A 22,920-nucleotide genomic window follows, 5' to 3' on the forward strand; every position below is an offset into this window, starting at 1 on the left:
TCCGGTGATAACTCAAGGTATTCAACGAAATTAGATGCCTTGGGTTATAAATGTTGGGGTAACTTGAAAATCAAGCCTCCATGGTTTTTGTCACTCCCCTGGCGACCCCGCCCCCCGTTATTGCCTTGGTAGATCCCCTGGCGTCTCCGGTAGACGTTGCTAAGGTTGAAACAAGGATCTCAGATGCCCTGTTAGCTCAGGCAGTCATCCCTGAGGGTGCCACTAATGTGGAAGTTGATAACGCTCAAATTACCATTAGTGGCGGTGAGCAGGCGGGTTCAAACTTATTTTATGGGTTTGAGCAGTTTAATGTGCCCCCAGATGCCACCGCTGATTTCCTAGCCAATCCAGCTGTGCAGAGAGTGATTGGTCACGTTACTGGCGGTAATAGCTCGACTATCGATGGTCTATTGACCATTACGGGTGGGTCTGCCGATCTATTTATTATTAACCCAGCTGGTGTGCTGTTTGGTCCTAATGCTCGCCTCGATTTACCCGCTACTTTTACAGCAACTACGGCCCATGGTCTTAGCTTTGGCGATCAATGGTTCGATATCACCGGGGAAAATACAATCCAGGAGTTAGGGGGCGCGCCTAGCGGTTTAGCGTTTTCTGAGGCATCGGGTGCCATCGTTAACCTGGCAGATTTATCTGTTGATGGCGGCTTAATGTTAGCAGCAGGCACAGTCATTGATTTAGGGTCTTTGCAATCGGTTAATGGGGCTGTGCAGGTCTTGAGCCAGGCTTCAGGGACAGTTGCCCTACAGGAGGGTCTGTTGCGACTAGACTTAACCACTGCAGCATTACCTGAGGAGTTAGGGGGCACAACGGTTTCGCTGGCAGATTTATTAACTGGAGGCATGGCAGAACAAGCAGCTGCCATTACCGTTGATGCTGAGGGCAATGTGGCTTTAGGTAACATTGCGATCGCACCAGGCGACAGCATCCTGCGCCAAGTCAACGGCCAAACGGCTCTTCTAGTGGCTCAGAACAACCTGCATCTCCCTGGTAGTCAGGTAAACACCGCCGAAGCAGCAACCCTGATCGGAGAGCACGTTCATATTACCGACAGTGCATCACAGCCCCTCAACCTGGATGCTGGCGGTAGATTAACCATCCAAGGGGATGACAGCATCGACATCCTAGCGCTGTATAACGATCAAACCTCTATTACCGGAGGTGATGTGGTGCTAGCTAGCAATGGTGAGATTTCTTTAGATGCCCACATTGGTAGCACAGGCGATGTTCAATTTACGACCCTTGAGCAACAGTCCGCAAACTTTATCAGTCTCTACGACCCAATTATTAGCGCTGATGGCAATGTCTCATTTGGTAGCTACAGTGGGCCTGCGCTAAAGGTTGAAGCCACAGGCAGCATTACCGTCGATGGTGACATCACGATCACAGGACCAGACACCACATTGCCACAGATCCTGGATTGGGAAAGCATAGGCGATGTTTCCTTTGAAACGTCACAGTTTGGCTTTGGCCCTGACATTGCTCCATCCCAAATAGCGCTCAATATTGCCAATGGGACTAATGCAGCCACCCAAGCTGAGTTAGAAACTTTTTTAGGGTTACCCGCTGGTAGCTTAGACGGACTAGGCGATGGTACGGCCAGTACAGGCAGCGCCATCACCACCACCTTTAATGCTGAGGCAGGAGACACAGTCTCTTTTGATTGGAACTTTGTCACCAGGCTAACCGGGAATTTTGATACGGCTGACGATTTTGCCTTTGTGGCGCTGACTGGAACCGCCACCACAGAACTAGCAACCAGTGACTCACCCGGCTTAAACCCAACATCCAACAATTTTGAAAACTTCCCACGGATTTTTATCTCTCCCAGTGATGCGTCAACGGGTGCCCAGACATTTTCTACTGTGATTCCTGCCAATGGCAGCTATACCTTGAGCATTGGCTTAATGCGACAGAATCCCTCATCTGGCAACTCGTTCCTGCTGGTTGAAAATCCGTTTCCCGTACCAACTTTGATTTCTGATAACTCGCTTTTGGCAACAACCCCAGCTTTGATTTTGAGAGCTGGAGAAACCAGCCTGCAAAATACGGCCAATGTCCCTCAGTTAGGCTTGCCCGATCTCAATACTGATTTTGTAGCAACGGGTGCAGGCACCAGCCCGGCAAGTATCACAATCAATGGCGACATTGATACCAGTAGTAATCAGCCAGATGGGGGACCGGTCATTCTTTCAGCGCCTGGTGCGGTGACGCTAAATGGAGATGTCAATACCGTAGCGCAGTATAGCGGCGATATTGTGATTACAGGTAGTGAAATAACAACCGGACGGCTCAATGCAGGTGGCGGGTTTCAAAACGACAGTGAGGTGGTGCTCACATCCACTGAAGGCAATACAGTGGTGGAAACCATCTCTGCTGGCAGTGGTGGCGTAGATATCTCTGCAGCAGGTCTGTTTCAGGCTACAGATGTCTCCAATGCATCCGTCAGAATTACCCTTAATCCGGTTGAAGATGCAGACCTGATTGCCTTTTTACAAGAGGTTGATGCTGATGCCTTTAGCCAGATTGATTTAAGCCAGCAGATTGAAATTTTGATTCCAGTGAGTGTTGCCACGAGTCCAGGTAATGGACAACAGGGACGCATTCGCATTCGCCATGGAGGCGCAGGCATAACCACAAACAACGATGATTACGACATTTCAGGGACAGCAGCCGTAACATCGACACCATTTTTTGTTGGCCCTGATGCCGACAATGTCACGATCACCATTAACCCTGAGGGTTCATCGTTTCAGGCTACGGTGAGTGGATTTACACCGCTCTTTAGCGACACTGAATTTCCCAGTGACGCCAGTGGAACCAATGGCGCTATTGCCCAGCTAACAGGTGATGGCAGCTTAGCCACAGCCTTTTTCAATGAACCCTTTGTGCCAGAGGTGCCCGGTCCCGGATCGGGGTCAACGCCCGGACCCAGACCCGGACCTCAGCCAACGGAGCCGTCTGGACCAGAATTTTCCACGGCGGACACAGATAATTTAGAAGAAACAGAAGACGGAGAAACCGTGGCAACGGAGGAAGATTCTAATAATCTCCTGGCGCTACGGGGAACCGCGGAAGACTGTGATGCAGATACAGTCACTCAGGAGGACGGTGTCACCCAACTATTGGGGGATTGTTTAGAAGAAAACAATGGGGAAGCAGATCAAAGCAGCATCTCCATTGAACAGATTGAACAGTCATTGGATGTGGCACCAGATCTATTACCAGATATATCATCACCGGATACATCTATAGATAGCGTAACTAGCAGACCATGATGTTCTTGGTTAACCGGCGGCTCAAGAGGACAGGTCGCTTATTGCTGGGCGTCTTGCTAGGACTGTTACTTACATTTCAAAGTGTAGTGACCTTTGCGCAGAGTCCTGCTGAGCTTTTTGTCCTGGGTCGGCAGCAGTATGGGAATCACCAGTATGAGGCTGCGATCGCAACCTGGCAACAAGCCCTAGCCCTTTACGAACGCCCCGCAGACCAAGCCGCCACCCTCAATGGTTTAGCCGCAGCCCATCTTGCCCTGGGGCAAAATCGAGCCGCTGTTGCCTTAGCTAGCCGGGCTCTAGACAGCTCAGCTCAGGTAGACGAGCCTGCCATGGCTGCCAGGCTCCAGGCTCAGTCTTTAGGAAATCAAGGCATTGCACAGCGAGCATTGGGGCAGTATTTAGATGCGATCGCCACGTACCAACAGGCCCTAACGCTGATGCAGGACCAGGGCGATCAACTGGGCGAATCAAGGTTACTGGGACTCTTAGGGAACGCCCATGAATCCCTAGGAGATTTTGACCAGGCCATTGCCTTACATCAGCGCAGTCTGGCACTGGCAAAAGACCTGGACAATCCACTACAGGAAAGTGCCGCCTTGAACAACTTAGGTGCTACCTACGCCACAGAAGGGCAGTACCCAGCAGCCATTAAGCTTTACCAACAAAGTTTAACCATTGCCCAATCCCTCCATGACAGCCTGCGCATCGGCTATGCCTTGAACAATTTAGGTACAGCTTTTCATGCCCAAGGCCAGCTAGACCAGGCCATTCAGAACTATGAGCAAAGCCTGACCCTGGCAACCACCGTGGGCAATACCGGTCTGGAAGTCGACGCCCTCAGCGGCTTGGGACTGGCTTATGAAGAACTTGATGACTATGGCCAGGCGATTGAACTGCACTCTCGTAGCATTCGCCTTTCAACCGCCATTGATGATCCACGTCGCCAGGGTCGCACCCTAAATAATCTAGGCCATGCCCTATTTGGGGCTAACCGGCTAGCAGAAGCGGAGGCTACACTACGATCCGCTATTCGCACATTAGAAGCACTGCGCCCCAGTCAAGATCAGTACAATATCTCGCTATTTGATACCCATGTGCTCACCTATAATCTGTTGCAACAGATTTTGGTAGCCAAAAACAAACCGGAAGCAGCCCTAGAAATTGCTGAACGGGGACGGGCCCAGGCATTTGTGGAATTACTGGCTCAGCGTTCTGACCAGATTCCTACCACCAAAATTTCTCTTCAGGAGATTCAAACCATTGCCCAGGAACAGCAAGCAACCCTGGTGGAATATACCTTAGTCCCTGATGCGAGTTTTAAGGTGCAGGGCAAACAAAGGGGAACTGCGGAAAGCCTCTATATTTGGGTAGTGCAGCCCACGGGGAAGGTGAACTTTCGGCAGGTTGACCTCAAAGGGAAGGATATTTCCATCGCAGCTTTGGTTGAGACGAGTCGCGATCGCAGCGGCCTGCGTTCTTCAGCAATTCGCCCCGGTGATCAGGTACGCCGTGAAGGAGAACCCACAGATTGGCCCCCCTATGAAGTCACCGCCATCAATCCCCAGGCTCAAACCGTTACCCTCAGCCACCCCGATTTTGTCCTGCCCAATCCAGTGGTCCCCCTGAGTGACGTCTATCAGGTGACAACTTCAGCATTTGCCCCTGTTCTGCAACAACAGCAGTATTGGAAAGAATTGCATGATTTATTAATTGAACCCATTGCCGATTTGCTGCCCAGCGAACCAACCGCAAGAATCTTTTTTATACCGCAAGAACAACTTTTTTTAGTCCCTTTTCCAGCGTTACAGGCAGAAGACAACAGTTATTTAATCGAGCATCACACAATTCTCACAGCCCCTGCAATCCAAGTTTTACAAGGAGCACAACCAACCAACAACGCTCTCTCCCAAGCCGACGATATGCTGATTGTAGGCGATCCGTCTCCCATGCCAGCCAACCTACAGCCCTTACCCTACGCACGGGATGAGGCCAAACAAATTGCCAATCTCTTCAACACCCAAGCCATCATCGGAGATCAAGCTACTGAGCCCACCATTCAGCAAGCATTGTCATCAGCCCGGCTGATTCACCTGGCCACCCACGGGTTCTTTAATGAAACCAACCCTTTAGAAGGATCACTGGCCCTGGCCCCTGGCCCCAATGATCAGCTTGGACCTGGAAGCGATGGGTTTCTAACCGCCAGAGAGATTTTAGACAGCCAGCTCAGTGCCGACTTGGTGGTGCTTAGCGCCTGTGATACAGGGCGAGGACGGATCACAGGCGATGGCGTGGTCGGCCTATCGCGTTCATTTTTGGCAGCAGGAGTGCCCAGGGTCATGGTTTCGCTGTGGCAAGTGCCCGATGAAGCCACCTCAGCCCTGATGCTTCACTTCTATGGGCAGCGCTTGGCAGGCGAAGACAGCGCCCAAGCCTTACGCCAGGCGATGCTATCAATGCTCGATAACTACCCTGCCCCCATTAATTGGGCGGCATTTACATTAGTGGGCGGCTAACCATCATTCACCTCTAAATAAAGATTCACATCTTCAATAATGCGCGTTAGCTCAGCCTCGGTCGTCAGGCGTATGTGTTCGTCTCGCACGGTAATTAAAAGCTTGGCGGCAAAAGGGCTAGGCCAAATATTGGGGTTACAGAAAATTTCCAAAAATACATCCCCAGTGTGGCGATATTCTGTTGGTTTAACTGGCTTAGGTCTACCCGCACCCACCGCAGCAGCTGCGGAGGTTTTCAGAGTTTGGGTCAGGGTCACTAAGGCTGACTTCAGTTCTTGGGCAGCCGCGACGGAAAAACTAAACTGAACCGAACCTTGAACCAGATTGAGGGTGAGTTGAGAAGCCATGAAAACTAACAATGAGGATTGCTTTGCGATCGTAACGCCAGCCTCTATACAGAAACGTCGCTGTCATAAAGTTTTAGGTTCTCAGCGCTCGCCAGGTAAGTTTTTGCAACTTTTGTTGCACCAGGTTACTGCTATCAGCTGAATATCGGTATAAAGAGCAAAATTTTGGATAGGACAGTGAGCGGTGAGTGGTCGTACTCTAACTCGCTATTCACGACTCACCATTCACCACTCACCTCTAAAAACTCACCCCCATAAGGAGACATCTATGGTTGTAACCTGCGTTCATGTGTTTGTAAAACCAGAACATGTGGATGATTTCATTGCGGCCACAAAGGCAAACCATATTGGCTCAGTGCAAGAAATGGCTAACATCAGGTTCGATTTTTTGCAGGATCCAGATGAGCCAACCAAATTTATGCTCTACGAGGCTTACGAAACCGCAGAAGGGGCTGCTGCCCATAAGCAAACCGAGCATTATTTGACCTGGCGTGAAACCGTTGCTCCTTGGATGGCTCAGCCTCGGCAGGGTAAGCCTTACAACGTCATTGCTCCTTAAACGGCAACTGGAGAAACTCCATGGTATTTGCAGACTTTAGCTTTGCCAAAGTGCCCCCAATTTATTTTGGGGCTGGCAAACGACAGTTAATCCCTTCCTGGCTAAAAAAGAGAGGGCTGTCGCGACTGTTGCTCGTCATTGGTGGGCAGTCTCTGCAAAAAACGGGCAAGCTAGCTCAAATTGAGGCCAGCCTCCAACAAGTTGGGCTAACCTACGAAATTATCAGCTGCACCGGGGAACCGACACCTGCTTTCATTGACGGCATTTGCAAAACCTACAGAGATGAGGGGATACAGGCAGTAGTCGGTATTGGAGGCGGTAGCGTAGTCGATGCAGGTAAGGCAATTTCGGCCATGCTGCCCCATGGCAATTCCATCATGGATCACCTGGAAGGCGTGGGTAAAGGCATTGCCCACAGTGGAGAGAAAATCCCTTATCTAGCGCTGCCCACCACCTCTGGCACGGGCAGCGAAATGACCAAAAACGCCGTCATTAGCAAAGTGGGTCCCCAGGGTTTTAAAAAATCTATCCGCCATGAAAATCTGATTCCTGACGGTGTAATTGTCGATAGCGAGCTGTTAATTACCTGTCCACCCCATATTACGGCTGCCTGCGGTTTAGATGCATTTACTCAACTCCTCGAACCCTATCTGTCCCCTACCGCCAGCCCCATGACAGATGCCTTGGCTTGGAGTGGTTTAACCGCCATTGGCCCAAATCTATTGGCAGCCTGCGGTGACGGTGCTGCCGATTTAACCGTGCGTGAGGCCATGGCCTACGGTTCAATGCTCTCAGGCATTTGCCTAGCCAATGCGGGGCTGGGCATTGTCCATGGATTAGCCTCACCATTGGGTGGATTTTTTCCCATACCCCATGGTGTTGTCTGTGGCACTCTCCTAGCCACTGCCAACCAGACAAATTGGCAAGCGCTTTTAGAGCGAGACCCCAAGAATCCAGCAGTAGACAAGATGGCTAAGCTGGGAGCTTTCTTAGATGGCGAGCCAGGGAAGGAGCCCGTTAAATATGGAGAGTCACTGTGTCAGACTTTGTGGAATTGGACCGAGAAACTTGAGATACCTAAGTTAGGTGAGTATGGCGTCGAAGTGTCAGATTTAAAACGGGTAATCGCTAAAACTCGTAATCGCAATAACCCTATTCAACTAACTCAAAACGAGATTAGCACTCTTGTACTCTCTCGTATTTAAATCATGGGGCAACTCAATGCCACTCCCTAAAAATTTAGCTATGGATATTCCTCACAATCCAATAACTAATTGACAGGGCGAGAATCGCAACTGCCAAACCAATAAGGCTAATACCGGTTACCTTTTCTAGATCCAAGATAATAATTTTACGCGCCACCGCTGTCAGTGAGGTAACGATCACCAGCTCTACCTGCACCACATGCTTCTTTAGATAGGCGGTGATATTTTCCAAAATTTCTAGAGCAATTAGGACGCTCAGAAATAGGCCAAAAATTTCACTGAGGGTGTTTTTAAAAAAGCCTGAAGGGCTAGGCTCTAATAATGCCACCGCTAAAAACCGAACCAGATCGACCATGATCACAAAGATCACCACCAGCATGGCAATGGATAACAGCTTCGAAACAATAGTTTCTATGCCATCAATACCGTGGAGAAAGCTTTCAGCACTTAACCAACTCCATCGCTTGCCATTTTTCTTACTGCCCATACAGATGCTCCAGAAAACGGATCCCCTCTAGGAGCACTATACAAGGCAGATGGTGGGGAGCGGGGAATAGGGAGTAGGGAGTAATGAATAGGGAGTGGGCTTTGAGGCGTCAAATTATTAGGGTGCTGATAAGCGGTTAAGATCCCCCCATTGCCCATTGCTTACTACCCGTAGTAGGCCTATTTACATAAACCGACCAGCCATTTTCAAAATATCACCCATATCCACATCGCCATCGCCATCACCATCGAGGAAAGCAGTGACCAGTGGATTGCCTTGGGCTTGAGTCCCAGACTTAGCAGCTCCCTGATTAAGAAACTTCATCACAATGGGAATCACCATGGGCAGCATAGCCTGCACCTGATTGGCATCAAGGCCCGTTTTTTCAGCTACGGCTGCTGCCACCGCACTTTGCTGTGCAGGGCTAAATAGTTGAGGGAGTACACCAGCACCATCTGTCGTACCCTGTTTGACTAAGTCAAGAACAGCGTCCATACCCTGGGCTTGTTGTTTTTCCCTCAGTGCCGATTGAACAAAGCCACCCACCACAGAGGCAGCTTGCTGAGTTGCTGAAGGGTTAGCGTTGTTTGACTGAGCAACCTGCTGCGCCATCGATACAATTTGGCCAAGCTGACCGATGCTAGCTTCACGATTGGGGTCCTGAATGGCTCCCATTACTTGATCAAATATTCCCATGGGGATTAAAGATGTCCTTGGTTAGCAACAATTGGCGACACTCATCCGCCTTGTGTATAGTAGGACGCTACACTAACTCAGGTAAAAAATTGGCAATTTCATTTTATGAATTTAGGCTATATGTCTAATATTCAATCAGCGATGTCACCTAACGACAGCGAGCACCATCTATGCGGCGACCTCTAATCATCGCTATTGCAGTTTTGATTTTTCTCGGTTTGCTGTTATGGCTGATCAGCACCTTGGGGACTCTCTATGCTGGCCTGTCTAACTTACATCCATGGTTGGCTCAGGCAATCACTAGTTTGATCGTGGTGCTTATGCTAGCCGCGTTGGGAGTAGTTGCTTATTATGGCTGGCTGTTTTTGCGTCCGCGTCATCGTGCCCAGCCGCCACCATTGCCCAAAACCACCAGCGAAGCTGCCGTCGCCCAACTGCAAAGTCTGGATCAACAGCTTAGCCACATCCAAGATGAAGTTGCACGGCAAGCGTTAGTTCAACGGGCGAAAACCGTAACCCATGCCTTTGAACAACAGCGGCTGCATTTAGTAATTGTGGGCAGCGGCTCAGCAGGTAAGACATCTCTGGCCAATGCCCTAATGGGAGAAATGGCTGGAGAAACAGCGGTCACTAAAGGGACAACGACTCAACAGCAAGATTACCGGATAGCTATTCCGGCCATTGATGGGGAAATTATCCTCAGTGATAGTCCCGGTTTACTCGATGTTGGTGCGGCAGATCAAAACACCCGAGAACTCGCAACCCAGGCTGACTTATTGCTGTATGTAGTCGACAATGATTTGCATCGGGCGCAGTATGAGATTTTGATGCAGTTGCTAGCAGTGGGTAAGCGCACCTTGCTAGTGCTGAACAAGATTGATCATTACACCGATGATGAGGTGGCGCTATTGGTCAGTCGACTGCGGCAGCGGATCGGACAGCAGATGGAGGGTGAGGATGTGGTTGCGATCGCAGCCCATCCCAAAGACGACCTCACCCCCTACATTCAGCCCCTCATCGACCGCATTATCGCCATTCTTCGGGCCGAAGGTCGCGACCTGATTGCCAACAACATTTTGCTACAGTCCCAGCGGCTGAGCATAGAAGCACGACAGCTGCTCACCCAACAACGTCAGCAAAAGGCTGAGGCCATTATTGACCGCTATCAGTGGATTGGGGCAGGGGTATTAGCCGCCACACCGCTACCCGTCGTGGATATGCTCGCCACCGCCGCCGTGAATACCCAAATGGTGGTGGAATTGGGTCAGGTCTATGGCATCTCCGTCAGCATCGAAGATGCCCGCACCCTAGCGATCTCGTTAGCCAAAACCATGGGCAGCTTGGGCCTGGTTAAAGGAGCACTCAAACTATTAACCGTTGGACTCCAGGCAAATCTGGCCACAGCCGTCGCTGGAAAACTTTTACAGGGTGTGAGCGCCGCCTATTTAACCCGCATCGCGGGCAAAAGTTTTGTGGACTATTTTGAAAACCAACAGGATTGGGGTGATGGCGGTATGCAAGCTGTTTTGGAAAAGCACTACCAGCTCAACCGTCGCGACCAAATCGTTCAACAATTTATTCAGCAAGCCATCGCCTCTGTTCGTAGCTGAACCCACTGCTGAGGCCACTACGGATCAGGTTTATGTAACAGAGATGAAGTTACCAAAAATGACTATCTATAAGGAAAACTTGTCCATAGAATGGTGATACAGCGATTAATCTGATGGCATCGTCAGATTAATACTCCTTAAGCCCATTAGATACATCTCTACACCCTAGAGATAACGACAATAGATATTTAAATTGTCCTAGCCCCAATCTACTCAGCCCTGATTAACAATGACCGCTAACAACGCGCAGCCTGCCCCCAGTATTCTCAAGTCAGCTGTCGCCAAGCGCACACCCACGTTTCTAATTATTGGTGTGCAAAAAGCAGGGACGACATCTATATATAACTATCTAAAGCAGCATCCCCAGGTGTACATGAGCCCGGTTAAAGAAACAGACTTCTTTAACAAGGACTGGGACAATGCATCAGCTGAGATGAAACGCCGTAAAAAAAATGGACTTGTTAGTTGGGACCTATATACCCAACTATTTGATGGGGCAACCGATGAGCATCTGGCCCTGGGAGAGGTGTCTCCCAACTACATGCTCAACTACCAAACCTCGGCTGAGCTGATTCAACAGCGTTTACCCAAAGCCAGACTGATTGCCATACTACGTAATCCCGTAGAACGGGCCTGTTCTGACTATTTAATGAACAGGCGCGACGCCATCGGCAAACAGACGCCCCTGGCGGAACAAGTCCGCAGCCGTGGCGACACGTCCTATGTGTTGCTAAAGGGAAAATATTACGAATCCCTAAAGCACTTTTTTGATGTGTGCGATCGCAACCGCATAGATGTCTTCCTCTATGACGACCTGCGCAAAAACTCTCAAACCTTTATGCAGGGCATCTATCAATCCATTGGCGTAAACGCTGATTTTGTGGCAAATACTGATAAAAAGGCCCAAACAGCCAAAGTTCCCAAGAACCAAGCACTCAATCGCCTACTCAAAACCCGAAACCCCATCCGCACGGTTGCCACTGGCATCATGCAGCTCGTTCCCACAGATCTGAGACATCAGCTGCGTGAAAAGCTGATTTCCATAAATTCCCAAGACAAGGACAAAGCGAAGTTCACAGAGGAAGACATGCTCCTCCTACAGCAGTACTATCGCGAAGATATTCTAAAACTCCAGGATCTTTTGCAACGGGATTTGTCGGCCTGGCTGAAGGATGCCAGCTAAGGAAAAGGACTTGAAAAATACAGAATTTCTTTTAACTGACCAAGAAATTCCCCCAACCCAGCACCAAACTACCCATCGGTGCTGGCACCATTTCGCCACGAAAATCCAGCATCTGCACCAGTAATAAATAGGCAATGGCTAATACTAATGAAATTGCACCCGTAATAATCGCAACAATTTTTGAACGATCCATATTAAAAGAGGTAGTCTAACGTTTTGGCATAGTATGACAGGGCTATTTAAACGCTCTGATAACCTAATCTAGGTTATTGAGAATCTACCCCCTTCTCAACTATACCGACTAGACCATACCTAATGTGTGCAGCGCCCCGTTAAGGGTCGTATTTTGTGAGTTAATGGACACCGTTTTTCCCACTGGTGCTAACCCGTCTGCCATTGTGCATCGTCCGGTTATCGTTAAAACTCAGGATCTGAGTAAGACCTATCGCACGGGTTTTTGGCTAAATCAAAAGATAACCTCACTACAGCATTGTTCCTTGGAGATATATCAAGGAGAAACGTTTGGATTATTAGGCCCAAACGGTGCTGGCAAAACCACACTCCTCAAACTGCTTTTAGGTATTATCCGTCCCTCTTCAGGCAGTGCTCAGCTGCTTAATCAGCCTGCTGGCGACCCAACTGTTAAGCAGCAAATCGGCTACTTGCCAGAAAATCCTTACTTTTATGACTATCTAACTGGCTGGGAATTTCTCACCTACTCTGCTGGTTTGTTTAATATTCCAGCCTCTATATATAAAGAGCGAATTCCTGAACTTTTGGATCGGGTAGGTTTATCACGACAGGCGGCCATTAAAAAACAGCTGCGCCAGTATTCCAAGGGGATGCTGCAGCGCATCGGCCTGGCCCAAGCCCTAATTAATGATCCAGATATCATTTTCTTAGATGAGCCCATGTCGGGACTGGACCCTACGGGTCGCTACCTGGTAAGGGAAGTCATTCTGTCGCTGAAAGACCAGGGTAAGACGATCTTTTTTAATAGTCATATTTTGGCCGATGTGGAAGTCATTTGCGATCGCATCGCTATCCTTAACGAAGGTGAACTGATCTGCCAGGGCAGTCTCCATGAGCTACTCGGGGCTCCCGATGCCTATTTTGTAAAAGGCCAGGGGGGCAGTCTGGATATTCTAGAAAAATGGCTGCAAAATCTCACCTTCGAAGGCGGCTACTGGCAAGGTTATCTCCAAGGGAATCCCAACGACTTTATGGCCAGCGTCACCTTGATGAATGGCCGTCTAATTACTCTAGACCTCAGTCGGCTTTCCCTAGAGGCGTTTTTTATTCAGCAAATCAACCAGCAAGGGACAGCACCCAGCAAAACCTAAACACTAATTTCCCGATCAAGGGGACACAATCACCCCCAAATAGCTCTAAAGTATAAACTTCACCACGTAGTGTCTCAGCATTTGTCATGGTCGAAGTCTCTACTACTGCATTTATTGATCGCTCAGATTGGGGGCGGATTCAGATCACTGGAGATGATCGACTCCGCTTTCTCCATAACCAAACGACGAATGCTTTTGAACAATTAGCACCCGGCCAGGGCTGTGAAACAGTACTGGTTACATCCACAGCACGCACCCTGGATCTAGTCAGCGCCTATGTAGATAACAGTAGTGTTCTGCTGATGGTATCTCCTGGCATGGCAGACGAACTGATCGCCTGGATGGACCGCTATATCTTTTTTGCCGACAAAGTTAATCTCAGCAATCAAACCGAAGTAACCTTTGCCATTACCATCCTAGGCCCAGAAACTGACCAGCTTTTAACCAAACTTGAGTTACCTCAACCCGATACTGCCCCTTACAGCCATATCCTGGCCAATTGGCCTGCTGGCAACGTTGAAATTCAAGTTGTCAGAGAAACCGGTTTGGGAATACCTGGCCATACCTTAATCGGTGCTAAAGAGCACGGTCCTGCGTTACAAAACTGGCTAATTGAGCAACAGATATCTTGCCTATCCGCCCAGGAATGGGAAGTGCTACGGATTCGTCAAGGTCGCCCTATGCCTGGGAAAGAATTAACCGATAAAGATAACCCCCTGGAAGCTGGACTCTGGCATACAGTTTCCTTTGAAAAAGGCTGTTATATCGGCCAGGAAACCATTGCTCGACTCAACACCTATCAGGGCGTGAAGAAACAACTTTGGGGCTTTAAGCTGGACAAACTAGTACCTGCTGATGCCGCCCTCAGCCTGGAAGGTGCTCCCATGGGCAAAATCACTAGTGTGGTAGCTGACGATACTGGTGTTTGGGGATTAGGGTACCTGCGTACTAAAGCCGGAGGCGCGGGGCTAACTTTAGAGGTAGAAGACACTACGGCTGAGGCAATAGATCTGCCATTTTTATCCCGTGGCTATTTGGATGACAGTCAGTCTCCCATTACTGCTCCCTAGCTCAACGGATAGCAATGTTATTTTTTAATATTTTCTCAGGAATTTCTTTTTTAAAACAGAACAACTAGTAGCTACAATAGGAGAAGCGTGGCTTTTTCGCTGTAGATTTTTTAAAATTTAAAAATCGTTTCCGAGTGGAAAGACTAACTCTGACATGGGTACTCTGAAAGTGCGTTAAGAGATTCATGGCAGTTTAGTTCTGAAGAACACTCGCTGTCTACAGGAATAGGCCAACGTATCAGGTTTGAAAAAAACTTTATTCCTAAGACTAGCCCTACCCTGGGGTAGGGCTAGTCAGTTTCATATCAATGTGGCAAATAACAATACTATTTAGAGGTTTTAGTCATGGCAACATCCCCTTGGAGATTACCGCTTGATCGAGCAGTTCGCTACGCTGTTAGTGATGCGTTAGCGTCAGTCAAATCTTACGTGTACGATTTAGAGTACTCTCAGCGTCAGTCCTCCCAGGAGGTCATTACCTGGAACAATTATTTAGCCGAGCTCAGAGCTCTGCATCAGCTGCTGCTGAATCTACCAAGCCTCGAAACGGCTGCATGGTTAACCGACGACGACGCTTACAATGCCCCCACATTTACACCATTTGTTAATGGCATTGCTGACGCCAAAACAAGTATTCGTAGGATTCACGGCTGGTTACTCTCTCTGTCTCATGCCACAACAGATCATAAGTCTGAACGTCATCCCCGTTCTATCTCCATAGAACAAGAGTATTATTTTCGTCAGATTGATAAGGCGTTAACTCAACTGCAATTGATGCCTACACCTGGTAGCGAAGCTTGGTACACCAAGTATGAACCGGCTGTTGAGAAAGTAGCATCTGTCACAGCAAGTCAGCAACCTCGAGAACGAGCAGTCGCTTAACCCTAAATGGGCTAAATTTGCTCGGTGTTGCTTTCATATATATATGCTGAACTCTCTATAAAGGGAGCTGCCTATTGGCAGCTCCCTTTAATGCTGATGGTTGTTGATGGACAATCCCATGGGAATATTGGCACAGACAGGTCACGTTACCGTGGCGATAATTCAATAGTTCGATATACTAGATGCTCACGAAACTTATAGCACACTGCTGAATGCATATCTCATCTCCGAAGGAGAGGCTGCATATCTCTGAAGGAGAGGCTGCGCCAAGCCATATGTATAGCAATATAGCCACGATTCTATTGCGATATAATCTAGAGCCTTTATCAGGATTCCAAAGATTTTTCGTTTCAACTCCAGGGTTAATATCAAAAGCAACGGAAATTAGACACCCTTATCGTGTATTTCGTGATCGTGGGTCTTGCACCACTCATTGACCATCAATTCACCTGTCTAGGATCCTGAAACTTGTCTTCCCGCCCTCCTATTAATTCTCTTGATGAAGAATCTGCCCCACAGCAAAAGGCAGATTATGGTCCTCTGCTCATCACAATTTTGATGTTTTTAGGGGTTATTGGGGTGCTTTTCCACTGGGCATCCCCAAAAATGAATTGGCCCTACCGTTTACCAAAAGCATGGTTTGATCCATCTAGGTTATTAGGCCTAGGCTCAGCTAATTGGGTAGAATCCCCATTGCCTTTGGCCATGGTGGGGGGTGATCCATATATACGTGCCCTAATGCGGACCATCTCAGCCAGCGAATCTAATATGGATAAGCCATATCGCCTGCTGTATGGTGGCAAGACCATTGATCAATTGAGTCACCATCCTGATACCTGTGTACCGATCGAAACCGGTCCAAATCTGGGTGACTGCACAACCGCTGCGGGGCGATATCAGTTTTTGACAACAACCTGGCAAGCCAAAGCCGAGCAGTACCATCCCTATCCGCCGGACTGGTTTGAATTTTGGCAAGTCTATGATTTTTCGCCTGAATCACAGGATGTTGTTGTCTATCGCTGGCTGGCTGATCCAGATGCTTGGGGAACGGATATTAGTCAGCAATTACAGGCTGGGAAAATCAATCAGGTATTAGAACTGCTATCAGGCACCTGGACCAGTCTAGGTTATGGCATCGAAACCAATTCTATGTCCGGCCATCTGCCTCGCATCTATGGCGAGATGCTAGAAGAAGAACTCTCAGTCCCCTAGCGGCTGATTGGCAGCGGTGATGGAAATCATTGATTAAACAGCAGAGAGTTGAGGATTCAGTACGGTTGCGATCGCATCTCTAATTTGTTGGCGTTTAGCCTGTACCTGACCAGACTCCAGCAACTGCTGCGCCTGTTGTAAACCATCTGTGAGAGTTGCTGCCGCCTCTGCCCGCCATAGATAAAACCCCCCATTCCAAATCACTGAACGGGTTAACTCCGTCGGCTCCCCATAAATTGCCTGTTCTAGATAACGATTAAAATTCTCATCTAAACTCGGATCCGCACCTTCAAACCCATAGTCTCTTGGATGGAGCAACAGACGTTCAAATACAGGTTCTCCATCTTTCAGACTTCCCATGCCAATAATTGCTGTCCGACTGCGGGCTAAATCACAACTGCCTTCTAACCCTTTAACCGTTGTAAATTCTTCGGTATGGCGCAGCTGATAGGTTTCCTGAGTACGGGTTTCTGTAGGCGGATGTACAAAACTACTGACAACATGATGTTTACCATCGCAGGGGGACCACATTAACTCTACGGTAGCCAGTGTGGGTCGTTTGCCAATTTGCTCTCGATATGGAACTAACCCATGGGCTGCAAGAAAGTGTTGAGGCATGTAGACAAAGCCCACATGGGTAAGCTCAAACACTTTTTGGGTTTGGTCAAGCGTTAATGGTCGCCAAGTCAAACCTAAATCATGCCAAATATCAACCAGGGGTAATCCCATTTTGGTGGGCATCCGCTCGCCACCATGTAAAATCACCGGCACCCCTGCAGCAGCCAAAATTAATGCAGTAACAGGTGTCACCGGAGCATTACGAGCACGACCATCGTAGGGATTGTTTAACACCATCGTCCGATAGTCGGTCAGCGGTGCTGTTAATTTTCCCCCCATTTGATCGTAGCAATCTAGCATGCCAGCAAGTTCTGGAATGGTGGGTCGCTTAATCCTCTGCGCAATCATAAAAGCACCAATCTGAGCAGGGGTTGCCGTTTGCTCAAGCATCATCCGAGTAGCAAGGGCAGATTCTTCTCGACTTAAGTGCTTTGAGGTATGGGTGCCACTACCGATCTTCTTTAAAAGATCTCGAAAGGTGTTGCTCATAATGAGACTGGGGGTGGACGTTAGAGATTGGGGGTATACCCATCAAAATGACCTAGATAGGCCAATTAACTTTAGGCTACTAGGCTAGGTAATTCACTGAGCTGACTAAAGCTTTCATCTGCTAAACGCTGAACCATATCGCAGAACTGTCGTACGGGCGGTAACCGCAGACGATCTTGGGTAGTCACCATGACCACTTGACGAGTCAGAACAGGTGCAGCTGTGCTGCGAACAGCTAAACCAGGATCTCGACGACTTTCAGCCAGGGCCGACTGAGGCAATAGGGCAATCATTTTACCTTGGCGAACAACACCTCGAAATGCATCGAGGGTATTAAGTTCGAGGGCCATTTTTAACTCAGTTTCAGGCACCTGAGATTGAACCAATCGCTGCATGCCATAGCCATCTTTAAAGACCACATGGGGGTAACGGGCAATTTCAGACCAAGGAGCCGGGCTATAGGTTGCCAAAGGATGATCAGCCGCCATCAACACTTCCACCCGATCCTCATATAGAGGAGTGACCGACATCTCTTGGGAATTAGTCAGCATGGGATTGTGCATAACGATGGCGATATCCACCAGGCCATCTCGCAAAACCTTGAGAGATCGATCGCTACCGAGGGCCGTTACCCGCAACTGTACCTTAGGATAGCGCTGACAAAACTGGGTGATAATTGGCGGCAAAAAGTGAGAACACACCGACTGAATCCCCGCAACACAGAGTTCTGGTTGGCGACCTTCCAGCAAATCTGCAATTTCACTCGTGGCCTGCTTCCACTCCTGACAAATCCGGCGGGCCCTGGGCAAAAGCCGTTCTCCACCAATGGTGAGCTTGGCTTGGGCCGTACGATGAAACAAGGGCATACCCAAGTCATCTTCTAAGCCACGAATTTGTCGGCTAACGGTGGACTGGGTAATGCCACATTTACGGGCTGCTGACTGAAAACTGCCGGTCTCGGCAATGGCTAAAAATGCTTGTAGCTGCTCTATGCGCATGGACTTACAAGGATTAGGGGCTTAAAAATCACCAAAAATGGCGAAGCCGTTCATCTCCACTCTAGGCAGCCTTAACATTATATTTAGTGCGTCTGGCTACCGGTGGCGGACCAACTAAGCAAATATTGCTAAAGATTTTTAAAACTGCACTATACATTCCAACCAGTAGCAATCCTCACAACCCCCTTAGGGTAGGCCGGTTGCTGCCATTTTTTGAAAATAGCAGTCAAACAAGCACTGAAATAATGCCGTCAGTGTTTATCAAAAGAAATATGGTTCTGAAAATAAGGATTGAGAAACAGGAGATCAGATTTTTATCTTTATTTTAATATTTTCTTAAGCTTATAGGTTGACCTTACTCCTGACTAGGCCTTAATCGGGTAAATTACCAAAGCTTCAGAACATCTGCCTGGTGTTCAGGGCTATCTTCAAGGTAGTTTGAAACTCGTTCCAAACTATGGTCAGGCTCCAAACGTTTTAAGGCAGCAATGGTGTGAATTGGGATAGCATCCGCCGTATGCTTCAGTAATGGTAATAGTGCATCAAATGCCTGGGGGAGTCCCAAACTAGCTAATGCCATAATCACTGCCTGCACGACAGCCTCCGATGGTTTGTTTTGTAACTGTTCAATCAAACTGTGGGTGGCTTGTTCAGACAGGGCTACCTGGCGCATGTCCCCAAGCACACGAACAATAGCTACTAATACCTGCGTTTTTTCTTGAGCAGTAAACAACTCGCTATCGTCAGCCTCTGTAGTTGCAAACTCTTTGAACGCATGGGTCAAGATGGCAAAAGCTCGCTGTGTACTTTGTTCGGTGACAGCGGCAACATGATCGCAATACCACTCCAATGCTCTCACTGTATCGATGCGTAGAGCTATTGGCGTGTGGATTGACAATAGTATCCGTTGGAGCGCATCAAGACTATCTTCATCACCTAAACGACCCAGGGCAAGGGCTGTCTGGCAACAAACACTGACATCAATATCCCATAGCAACGGTTGAAGCATTTGACTGATCTGGTGATGTGCTTGCAAATCGTGACGACGCCCCAACGCCATCACGGCTGCTTTACGCACCGCTGTAGCTGGATCGCCCAGGGCAGTCAATAAAACAGGCGTAACAACACTGCTATGGAAACTGCCTAACGCATCGATGGCATAGTAGCGGACAGTTGCATTTTCATCCCCGGCAACACTGACCATAGCGGGAATAACACCGCTAGATCGTACCTGGTTAAGGGCTTTTGCTGCTAGCAAACGTCGCCTGGGGTTTTGTAATAGCTGACTCAGAACAGTAATGGTAACAGGCCCCATGGCCGCCAACGTCTCAATGGCGAAAGCACTGAGCTCTGCCGCTTGCTCTGCCGTACGATTTACATAGTAAGTCGTATTATCAATCTGCTCGGCAATGGCGGCGATCACCTCAGGTCCAGGGAAATGCCCCAAGGCACGAATGGTAAACCAGTGGGTTTCAGCATCAACGGCAGGATCATTCAGTAACTCTAGGAGGGGTGCGATCGCACTATCCCCTTCTCTCACAATCAGCTTGGCACTGTTCCACTTCTGCTTAAAATCACCCGTTTTGAAGTGCTGCCAGTGACTTACTCGACGTTCCAACCCTGAGGATTCCACACCGCTAAGACCCTTCGATGGTGGCATACATGAACTCCACAGACATCTCGTCCATTATTCCGCGAAAAGGAGCTAGTAGCACATTTACCCATGCATATATCGATTTTTCAAATGCAACATATGCATTATTTTGCCAACGTATCACTGCTTAAGATGGGATCTCATTAAAGTCCCAATAATTAATTGTAGGCATTTACAGAGGGCCACACCCACTTTAGAAGCTAGACACTGACTACTATCAAGACAAACCCAGAACGCTCAATTAAACCAACTGAAACCTGTAAGAAACAGAGATCAAAACACCAAATAACGCATCACCCCAATGCAATTCATGCAAGAGTGCATTGGGAATGGTAGTTTTCTATACAAAAAAATAAGGTTTTTCTCAATATTCTTTATTTAACTCGATAGCAAGCGAGCTAAATGAACTCCTGAAGCGGTTCCTTATAAGTGTGTCTAGCGGGGCAGGGCCATAGATTCTTAGGAATCTTGGTGTTTTGCTCCCGTTTTTTTTGCTTCGGCTAGACCGATGAACTGCCTAAGGTTACACCGATGGCCGATGGGCTTAGGTGTTTTCTGTTAATTATGTTGGGAGTGCTGCTGTGGTCACCGCATCCACTACTGAGAAAAAGGTAAAACTCAATAAGTTTGAAAAATACAAAGCCGAAAAGGATGGCTTGGCAGTTAAGGACGAACTACAAAAGTTTGCCGAAATGGGTTGGGAAGCTGTTGATGAGACTGACTTAACCCAGCGTCTCAAGTGGTTAGGCATTTTCTTCCGCCCCGTTACTCCTGGTAAGTTTATGCTGCGGTTGCGCATGCCCCACGGATTAATTTCGGCCCAACAGATGCGTGTTCTAGCTGAAATTGTTCAGCGATATGGTGACGATGGCAGTGCTGACATTACAACCCGGCAAAATTTGCAGCTACGCGGCGTTCACTTAGAAGATATTCCTGATATTTTCTCCAAAATGCATGCCGTTGGTCTCACTTCGATGCAATCGGGGATGGACAATGTCCGCAACATTACAGGGTCCCCTGTTGCTGGCATTGATGCCAATGAATTAATCGATACCCGAGAATTGGTTCAAGCCGTGCAAGACATGATTACCAACAGTGGTCAAGGTAATTATGACTTCACAAATTTGCCGAGAAAATTCAACATTGCCCTCGAAGGAAGTACCGACAACTCGGTGCATGCCGAGATTAATGACATTGCCTTTGTCCCCGCTTACAAAGATGGCAATCTTGGCTTTAATGTATTAGTCGGCGGCTTCTTCTCATCCACTCGATGTGCGGCAGCCATCCCTCTAGATGTATGGGTTCCAGCAGACAAAGAAGATGTTGTTGAACTGTGTCGAGCCATCTTAACGGTTTATCGCGATAATGGTTCTCGGGGTAATCGTCAAAAAACCCGTTTAATGTGGTTGATTGATGAATGGGGGATGGACAAGTTCCGCACTGAAGTGGAAAAAAGCGTTGGCAAGCCCCTAGCCACAGCCGCACCTGAAGATGCCTTAGATGCTGATAAGCGAGATCACGTCGGTGTCTTTCAACAAAAACAGGAAGGTCTTAACTATATTGGCTTACATATTCCCGTAGGTCGTCTACGGGCAGAACAGATGCTGGACTTAGCTCGTGTAGCTGAAGTTTATGGCAGTGGCGATCTGCGGCTAACCGTTGAACAGAATGTCATTATTGCTAACGTTCCAGATAATCGGTTAGCCGTCTTTTTAGCAGAACCTATTGTTCAGACGTTCCCCATTCAGCCATCTTCTTTAGTGCGCTCTTTGGTGTCTTGTACAGGGGCCCAATTTTGTAACTTTGCCCTTGTGGAAACCAAGATGCAATCCTTGGCCCTCGCGCGACGCCTCGACTCAGAGTTAGATATTTCTGAGCCCGTGCGTATACATTGGACCGGTTGCCCCAACTCCTGTGGTCAGCCTCAGGTGGCACAAATTGGCATGATGGGCACCAAAGCCCGCAAAAATGGCAAAATGGTGCCTGCAGTAGACATCTATATGGGCGGCACCGTAGGCAAAGACGCTCATCTGGGCGAGCGGGTCATGCAAAAGGTACCTTGCGATGAACTCCCCGGCGTAGTGCGCAAGCTGCTGACTGAAAACTTTGGAGCAACCCTCAAACCGGGTGTAGTGATTGACGAGCCTGTTGAAGAAACAGAAACAGCTACTCCTGTTAAAACGAAGAAACCTGCCGTTGTTGTTTTCTCTCAGTCTGACAAAGAGATTAACTGTGATGATGGTCAACCCATTTTGGCAATTGCTGAAGCAGCAGGGATAGACGTTGAAAGCATTTGTCAGTCTGGTTCTTGTGGCACATGCAAGCTACCTCTGATAGAGGGCAAGATTCGTTATGAAGGCGATCCAGCGGCTCTTGAAGCTGGAGAGAAAGGTGCAGTTTTGACCTGTATCGCGCATGCGGAAGGTCGGGTAGTGATTGACGCTTAAGAAAGCATCATTTTGACAATTGCAAACCCCCTTGACAGCATCAACTATCAAGGGGGTTTTTATTAGGAAAAACGACAGTAAAACACCTGTAAAATGCAAATAATGCATTTGATATATGCAAAATAAAAATCAGTTTGTTAACGCCGTTAAAAATGTTACAGAACTGGCGTATAAACCATGGGCATTATTGGCATCATTAGAAACGCTTTCTAACTAATGGATAATCTAAAATCATTGATATTTCCTGCTTTCCTGGGTCTTACTGCTGGAGTAGCCCACGGTATTATTTCGCACCAGACTGGATTACCCAT

The 22,920-nt window shown here is 48.3% G+C and carries 18 protein-coding genes; 11 read left to right on the top strand and 7 right to left on the bottom strand.

Annotated features, from left to right (window positions below; genetic code table 11):
* Positions 1-80: 80 nt before the first annotated feature.
* Both SPB21_RS15560 and SPB21_RS15565 read left to right on the top strand, forming a co-directional pair.
* Positions 81-3,296, top strand: coding sequence for a two-partner secretion domain-containing protein (locus SPB21_RS15560; RefSeq protein WP_499867081.1), 3,216 nt, complete (start codon positions 81-83; stop codon positions 3,294-3,296).
* Positions 3,293-5,809, top strand: coding sequence for a CHAT domain-containing protein (locus SPB21_RS15565; RefSeq protein ID WP_499867082.1), 2,517 nt, complete (start codon positions 3,293-3,295; stop codon positions 5,807-5,809). The genes SPB21_RS15560 and SPB21_RS15565 overlap by 4 nt, the downstream gene beginning before the upstream one ends.
* Here the strand turns inward: SPB21_RS15565 and SPB21_RS15570 are convergent.
* Positions 5,806-6,156, bottom strand: coding sequence for a hypothetical protein (locus tag SPB21_RS15570; RefSeq protein WP_499867083.1), 351 nt, complete (start codon positions 6,154-6,156; stop codon positions 5,806-5,808). The two genes, SPB21_RS15565 and SPB21_RS15570, sit on opposite strands and share 4 nt — an antisense overlap.
* Positions 6,157-6,424: 268 nt before the next feature.
* Here SPB21_RS15570 and SPB21_RS15575 point away from each other — a divergent pair, with 268 nt between their 5' ends.
* Together SPB21_RS15575 and SPB21_RS15580 are read left to right on the top strand one after the other, a co-directional pair.
* Positions 6,425-6,715: an antibiotic biosynthesis monooxygenase gene (locus SPB21_RS15575; RefSeq protein ID WP_163667673.1), complete on the top strand. Its 291-nt coding sequence runs from the start codon at positions 6,425-6,427 to the stop codon at positions 6,713-6,715.
* A 20-nt stretch (positions 6,716-6,735) separates the two neighbouring features.
* Positions 6,736-7,920, top strand: coding sequence for an iron-containing alcohol dehydrogenase (locus tag SPB21_RS15580; protein ID WP_499061802.1), 1,185 nt, complete (start codon positions 6,736-6,738; stop codon positions 7,918-7,920).
* 34 nt (positions 7,921-7,954) lie between these two features.
* Here SPB21_RS15580 and SPB21_RS15585 read toward each other — a convergent pair whose 3' ends face one another.
* Both SPB21_RS15585 and SPB21_RS15590 read right to left on the bottom strand, forming a co-directional pair.
* A complete protein-coding gene (locus SPB21_RS15585; RefSeq protein ID WP_163667667.1) occupies positions 7,955-8,407 on the bottom strand; it encodes a phosphate-starvation-inducible PsiE family protein in 453 nt (150 codons plus the stop codon).
* Between the two features lie 183 nt (positions 8,408-8,590).
* Positions 8,591-9,103, bottom strand: coding sequence for a DUF937 domain-containing protein (locus tag SPB21_RS15590; protein WP_163667664.1), 513 nt, complete (start codon positions 9,101-9,103; stop codon positions 8,591-8,593).
* A 170-nt stretch (positions 9,104-9,273) separates the two neighbouring features.
* Here SPB21_RS15590 and SPB21_RS15595 point away from each other — a divergent pair, with 170 nt between their 5' ends.
* Together SPB21_RS15595 and SPB21_RS15600 are read left to right on the top strand one after the other, a co-directional pair.
* Positions 9,274-10,713, top strand: a complete 1,440-nt coding sequence (locus tag SPB21_RS15595) for a YcjF family protein (RefSeq protein ID WP_499867084.1) — start codon at positions 9,274-9,276, stop codon at positions 10,711-10,713.
* Positions 10,714-10,942: 229 nt separating this feature from the next.
* Positions 10,943-11,896, top strand: coding sequence for a sulfotransferase family protein (locus SPB21_RS15600; protein ID WP_499867085.1), 954 nt, complete (start codon positions 10,943-10,945; stop codon positions 11,894-11,896).
* Positions 11,897-11,927: 31 nt separating this feature from the next.
* Here the strand turns inward: SPB21_RS15600 and SPB21_RS15605 are convergent, their stop codons facing one another.
* The gene (locus tag SPB21_RS15605; protein ID WP_163667656.1) at positions 11,928-12,089 is read right to left on the bottom strand and encodes a hypothetical protein; all 162 of its coding nucleotides are present in this window, start codon (positions 12,087-12,089) and stop codon (positions 11,928-11,930) included.
* A 163-nt stretch (positions 12,090-12,252) separates the two neighbouring features.
* Here SPB21_RS15605 and SPB21_RS15610 point away from each other — a divergent pair, with 163 nt between their 5' ends.
* The 4 genes from SPB21_RS15610 (at position 12,253) to SPB21_RS15625 (ending at position 16,403) form a co-directional block, all read left to right on the top strand.
* On the top strand, positions 12,253-13,239 hold the full coding sequence (locus tag SPB21_RS15610) for an ABC transporter ATP-binding protein (protein ID WP_499867086.1): 987 nt from the start codon (positions 12,253-12,255) through the stop codon (positions 13,237-13,239).
* A gap of 86 nt (positions 13,240-13,325) precedes the next feature.
* Positions 13,326-14,309, top strand: a complete 984-nt coding sequence (ygfZ, locus tag SPB21_RS15615; protein WP_499867087.1) for a CAF17-like 4Fe-4S cluster assembly/insertion protein YgfZ — start codon at positions 13,326-13,328, stop codon at positions 14,307-14,309.
* 345 nt (positions 14,310-14,654) lie between these two features.
* On the top strand, positions 14,655-15,191 hold the full coding sequence (locus SPB21_RS15620; RefSeq protein WP_163667647.1) for a hypothetical protein: 537 nt from the start codon (positions 14,655-14,657) through the stop codon (positions 15,189-15,191).
* Between the two features lie 468 nt (positions 15,192-15,659).
* Entirely contained in the window at positions 15,660-16,403 is a 744-nt protein-coding gene (locus SPB21_RS15625; RefSeq protein WP_499061798.1) for a glycoside hydrolase family 24 protein, read from the top strand.
* A 33-nt stretch (positions 16,404-16,436) separates the two neighbouring features.
* On the opposite strand, the gene SPB21_RS15630 is transcribed toward SPB21_RS15625, so the two are convergent.
* The 3 genes from SPB21_RS15630 to SPB21_RS15640 all read right to left on the bottom strand — a co-directional run bounded on the left by SPB21_RS15630 (position 16,437) and on the right by SPB21_RS15640 (position 20,168).
* The gene (locus tag SPB21_RS15630; RefSeq protein WP_163667641.1) at positions 16,437-17,510 is read right to left on the bottom strand and encodes an anthranilate phosphoribosyltransferase family protein; all 1,074 of its coding nucleotides are present in this window, start codon (positions 17,508-17,510) and stop codon (positions 16,437-16,439) included.
* A gap of 71 nt (positions 17,511-17,581) precedes the next feature.
* Entirely contained in the window at positions 17,582-18,508 is a 927-nt protein-coding gene (locus tag SPB21_RS15635) for a LysR family transcriptional regulator (RefSeq protein WP_006515233.1), read from the bottom strand.
* A gap of 385 nt (positions 18,509-18,893) precedes the next feature.
* Positions 18,894-20,168: a HEAT repeat domain-containing protein gene (locus SPB21_RS15640; protein WP_499867088.1), complete on the bottom strand. Its 1,275-nt coding sequence runs from the start codon at positions 20,166-20,168 to the stop codon at positions 18,894-18,896.
* A gap of 575 nt (positions 20,169-20,743) precedes the next feature.
* Between SPB21_RS15640 and SPB21_RS15645 the strand changes: the two genes are divergently transcribed.
* Entirely contained in the window at positions 20,744-22,609 is a 1,866-nt protein-coding gene (locus SPB21_RS15645; protein ID WP_499867090.1) for a ferredoxin--nitrite reductase, read from the top strand.
* The last annotated feature ends 311 nt before the right edge of the window (positions 22,610-22,920 follow it).

It is taken from the genome of Leptothoe sp. ISB3NOV94-8A (assembly GCF_043421595.1).
GTDB classification, from domain to species: Bacteria; Cyanobacteriota; Cyanobacteriia; order Phormidesmidales; family Phormidesmidaceae; genus Leptothoe; species Leptothoe turfae.

What these genes read in the sequence shown, in the direction of transcription:
- SPB21_RS15560 (WP_499867081.1), top strand. Translation starts at nt 81, where the DNA reads ATGGTTTTTGTCACTCCCCTGGCGACCCCGCCCCCCGTTATTGCCTTG.
- SPB21_RS15565 (WP_499867082.1), top strand. Translation starts at nt 3,293, where the DNA reads ATGATGTTCTTGGTTAACCGGCGGCTCAAGAGGACAGGTCGCTTATTG.
- SPB21_RS15570 (WP_499867083.1), bottom strand. Translation starts at nt 6,156, where the DNA reads ATGGCTTCTCAACTCACCCTCAATCTGGTTCAAGGTTCGGTTCAGTTT.
- SPB21_RS15575 (WP_163667673.1), top strand. Translation starts at nt 6,425, where the DNA reads ATGGTTGTAACCTGCGTTCATGTGTTTGTAAAACCAGAACATGTGGAT.
- SPB21_RS15580 (WP_499061802.1), top strand. Translation starts at nt 6,736, where the DNA reads ATGGTATTTGCAGACTTTAGCTTTGCCAAAGTGCCCCCAATTTATTTT.
- SPB21_RS15585 (WP_163667667.1), bottom strand. Translation starts at nt 8,407, where the DNA reads ATGGGCAGTAAGAAAAATGGCAAGCGATGGAGTTGGTTAAGTGCTGAA.
- SPB21_RS15590 (WP_163667664.1), bottom strand. Translation starts at nt 9,103, where the DNA reads ATGGGAATATTTGATCAAGTAATGGGAGCCATTCAGGACCCCAATCGT.
- SPB21_RS15595 (WP_499867084.1), top strand. Translation starts at nt 9,274, where the DNA reads ATGCGGCGACCTCTAATCATCGCTATTGCAGTTTTGATTTTTCTCGGT.
- SPB21_RS15600 (WP_499867085.1), top strand. Translation starts at nt 10,943, where the DNA reads ATGACCGCTAACAACGCGCAGCCTGCCCCCAGTATTCTCAAGTCAGCT.
- SPB21_RS15605 (WP_163667656.1), bottom strand. Translation starts at nt 12,089, where the DNA reads ATGGATCGTTCAAAAATTGTTGCGATTATTACGGGTGCAATTTCATTA.
- SPB21_RS15610 (WP_499867086.1), top strand. Translation starts at nt 12,253, where the DNA reads ATGGACACCGTTTTTCCCACTGGTGCTAACCCGTCTGCCATTGTGCAT.
- ygfZ (WP_499867087.1), top strand. Translation starts at nt 13,326, where the DNA reads ATGGTCGAAGTCTCTACTACTGCATTTATTGATCGCTCAGATTGGGGG.
- SPB21_RS15620 (WP_163667647.1), top strand. Translation starts at nt 14,655, where the DNA reads ATGGCAACATCCCCTTGGAGATTACCGCTTGATCGAGCAGTTCGCTAC.
- SPB21_RS15630 (WP_163667641.1), bottom strand. Translation starts at nt 17,510, where the DNA reads ATGAGCAACACCTTTCGAGATCTTTTAAAGAAGATCGGTAGTGGCACC.
- SPB21_RS15635 (WP_006515233.1), bottom strand. Translation starts at nt 18,508, where the DNA reads ATGCGCATAGAGCAGCTACAAGCATTTTTAGCCATTGCCGAGACCGGC.
- SPB21_RS15640 (WP_499867088.1), bottom strand. Translation starts at nt 20,168, where the DNA reads ATGCCACCATCGAAGGGTCTTAGCGGTGTGGAATCCTCAGGGTTGGAA.